Source organism: Corallococcus sp. CA054B (assembly GCF_003611625.1).
GTDB classification, from domain to species: domain Bacteria; phylum Myxococcota; class Myxococcia; order Myxococcales; family Myxococcaceae; genus Corallococcus; species Corallococcus coralloides.
This window is the reverse complement of the sequence record NZ_RAVY01000358.1, coordinates 1-3587: the sequence shown is the minus strand read 5'-3', so window position 1 is coordinate 3587 and position 3587 is coordinate 1. Positions and strand designations below refer to the sequence as shown.

The following is a 3587-nucleotide window of genomic DNA, read 5'->3' as shown; positions in this document are numbered from 1 at the left end:
CTCCACCGCCCTGCTGCCGCAGCACCTCCACCGCACGCGCCAGCTCCTCCAGCACCGGCGCCTCGAAGAGCAGCGTGATGGGCACCCGCACCCCCAGCTCCCTGCGGATGGCCGACACCACCTGCACGGCGCTCAGCGAGTGTCCCCCCAGGTCGAAGAAGTTGTCCCGCAGTCCGATCCGCGCTCGCCTCAGCACCTGCTGCCAGATTCCAGCCAGTGCCTTCTCGATGGGCCCGCGAGGCGCGACGTAGGAATCATCGCGGCCCTGCTCGAGGTCATCTTCCGCTTCGGGGAAGGCCTTCCAGTGGATCCGCCCATGGGCCGTCAGCGGCAGGCTGCCCATGAACACATAGGCGGCCGGGAGCATGTATTCCGCCAGCGTGCTCCTGAGCCCGGCGTTGATTCGGGCCACCATCGCTTTTCGCGCTTCGCGGTGCTCCACCTCCGTCGCGAAAGGCTCCCGCAGGACGACGTAGGCCACGAGGCGGGATCCCCCCTGACGCGTTGGAGCCATGACCACCACGGCGTCATGGACGACCTCCAACCTGAGCAGCCGCGACGCGACGAAGCCGCGATCGACCCGGCGGTCCCCATCCCCTCCGCGCTCCCGAGCGGAGCCGACCAGCTCAAGGGACCCTTCCGGCAGCCAGCGGACGAGGTCTCCCGTCCTGAACACCCACCCATTCCCATGCTGACTCCCGAAGGGGGCGGGGACGAAGCCAGGGTTCGCCGCCGCACTTGCGAAGGAGCGGCTGGCGAGCTGTTCCCCGCCGACGTACAGCTCCCCTGGCACGCCCACAGGAGCCAGGCTGCCGTTTGACTGCACCACGTAGAGCAGCGTCCGCGCGGAGGGCCCACGGATGGGCATCCTCTCGTGGGAGCGCGGTGCATCCGACGGCTCGGCACCGTCCCCGTTCGCGTCGAGCGCGCACTCGAACGAGCACACCCCCAGGCCCGTCTCCTTCGTGCCAAAGAGGTTGATCAGCCGCAGCGAAAGGCCACCAGCACGCGCCAGCGCCCCGAGACGTCGGGCCAGGGTGACCGGCAAGGTGTCGCCCCCGCAGAAGATGAGGCGGAGGGTGTCCAGCGCATGGACCCGGTCACCCTCTCGCTCCAGGAGGCCCACCCACGCCGAGAGCTCCGCGGGAACCGTATACAGGACGCGGATCAAGTCCCGCTTCACCTGATCGAGGAGGGCGGAGGGCGCGCGTTCGGCACCGGGAGCTAGCACGCTCAAGCTTCCCCCGCTGAACATCCACTGGAACAGCTCCGCGACCGACAGGTCGAAGGAGGGCGGCGCCTTCAGCAGGAACCGGGCATCCACTCCCGCCAGGTACTGTTCGTGGCACTCAGCCATCCGGCGGGCCACGGCCCCATGCTGGAAGGCGACCGCGCGCGGCGCCCCGCCAGCCTCGGATGCGAAGAGCACGTAGGCCAGGCACTCGGAGGTCAGCCCTACGTCCCCCAGGTCATGGGACTCCTGTCGCTCAAGGACGGCGGTGTCGCCGCTCGCGTCAGGGTGGGGGTCCAGAAGGAGAAGCTCCTGGTCATCGACCGGCAGGCCTTCGACAAGGCGCGACTCGGTCAGCAGGAACCGCACCTTCGACTCGTACAGGACGTCGTAGATCGCCTCGGCCGAGGCGTCGGGGTCGATCGGCACATAGGCGCCGCCCGCTTTCAGGATGCCGAGGACACCGGACACCCACGCATTGGAGCGCCCGACGCAGAGTCCCACGAGGGAGTTCGGTCCCACCCCCGAAGCACGCAGGTGACGGGCGATCTGGTTGGCCCGACCGTTGAGCGCGCGGTAGCTGACGCGCTCGTCGCCATGAACCAGGGCGACCGCCTCCGGGTGCGCCCGGACGCGCTGCTCGAACACGCGAGGCAGCAGCTCGACGTCCATCGCGATGAAGGCCTCGGGCCGGCTCCTCGCCAGGAGCTCCTGCTCCTCCCGCGGGGTGAGCAACGGCAGGTCATCAATGAAGGCCCCGGGCTCGCGACAGGCCGCGTCCAGCACCACCTCCAGGTGCCCCAGCAGCCCCCGGGCGAACGACTCGCTGAACAGCGCCGTCGCATACTCGATGAACCCAGACAGCCCGGCGCTCGTCTCCGCGACATCGAGGGTGAGCTCGAACTTCGAGGTGCCGTTGTGGACCGGCACCTGGAAGGCCGTCACCCCGGGCAGCTCCAGCGCGGAGTGAGGCGTGTTGTGGAAGTTGAGCACCACCTGCGCGAGCGGAGAGCGGACCGTGTCCCTTGCGAGCTGCAGCTCCTCCACGATCTTCTCGAAGGGCACCTCCTGGTGCGCGTACGCCTCGACCGCGGTCTTCCGGACTCGCGCCAGCAGGTCGCGGAAGCGGGGGTTGCCGGCGACGTCCACCCGCATCACCAGCGTGTTGACGAACAGGCCAATCAACCCCTCCGTCTGGACGTGACTCCGATTCGCCACCGGAGCGCCGACGCAGATGTCCTCCTGACCGGAGTAGCGCTGCAGAACCACGGCCCATGCGGCGAGCAGCACCATGTACAGCGTGGTGTCCGTCTCAACGGACAAGCGCTTCAACCGCTCGGTGAGGGATTGAGGAAGGGTGAAGTTCACCACGGCGCCGGCGAAGTCCTGGATGGGCGGCCGGGGGAAGGTCGTCGGAAGCAGGAGGGGCTGGGCCCCCGCCAGCTGATGTCTCCAGTACCGCAGGTGCTCCGCGAGCACTGCGTCCTGGAAGTAGGCGCGCTCCCAGCGGGAATATTCGCGGTAGGAGATCTCCAGGGCAGGCAGCGGCGTGTCCTCGCCTCGCAGGGACGCGGCGTAGCACGCGGCCAGCTCACGGAAGAAGACCGACTGAGACCAGCCATCGAAGGCGATGTGATGGATGGTGGCGAAGAGGGCGTGGTTCCGGGAATCGAACCGGTAGAGGTGGGCCTGGATCATCAGGTCCCGCTCCAGGTCGAACGGCGTCTGGAACGCGGCCTTCATTGCCCGCGAGAGCTCGCCCTCGTCGCGCAGGGACGTCAGGGGCAGTTGGAACCGCGCCTCCGACCCCACCACCTGGGACAGCACGCCGCCCTTCTCCACGAAGTTCGTCCGCAGGGGCTCGTGGCGAACAATGAGCGCGCGGAGGGCTCGCTCCAGCGCCGCGACATCGAGCTCACCCGTCAGCCGGACGAGTCCAGGCGTGTTGTAGGGCACACCCTTGACGAAGTTGTGCAGGAACCACATCCGCTCCTGCGCGAATGACAGCACCGCCTCCGCGCTCTCCGCGGGAGCGGGCGAGATCTCCCACTGGGGACGCGCGTCCAGACCTTCGATCAGCTCACAGAGCTGATGGATGGTGGGACGCTGGAACAAGGAGGCGATCGAGATCTGGATGCCGAGTTCCCTGGCGATCTTGGAGACCACCTGGGATGCGAGCAGCGAGTGCCCGCCGAGGTCGAAGAAGTTGTCGTGCACGCCGATGTGCTGGAGGCCCAGCACGTCGCTGAAGATGGCGGCCAGCCTTCGCTCCAGCTCGGTGCGCGGCGCGACGTACGCCTCGCGGCTGCCGGAGAGGTCCGGCGCCGGGAGCCCTCGCCGGTCGAGCTTGCCATTG

Annotated in this window: 1 protein-coding gene; it reads right to left on the bottom strand. The window is 68.4% G+C overall.

All coding sequences use genetic code 11. From position 1 onward, the window contains the following. Positions 1-3587: condensation domain-containing protein (locus D7V80_RS40490; RefSeq protein WP_147447391.1), on the bottom strand; the 3587-nt coding region annotated here is incomplete at both ends.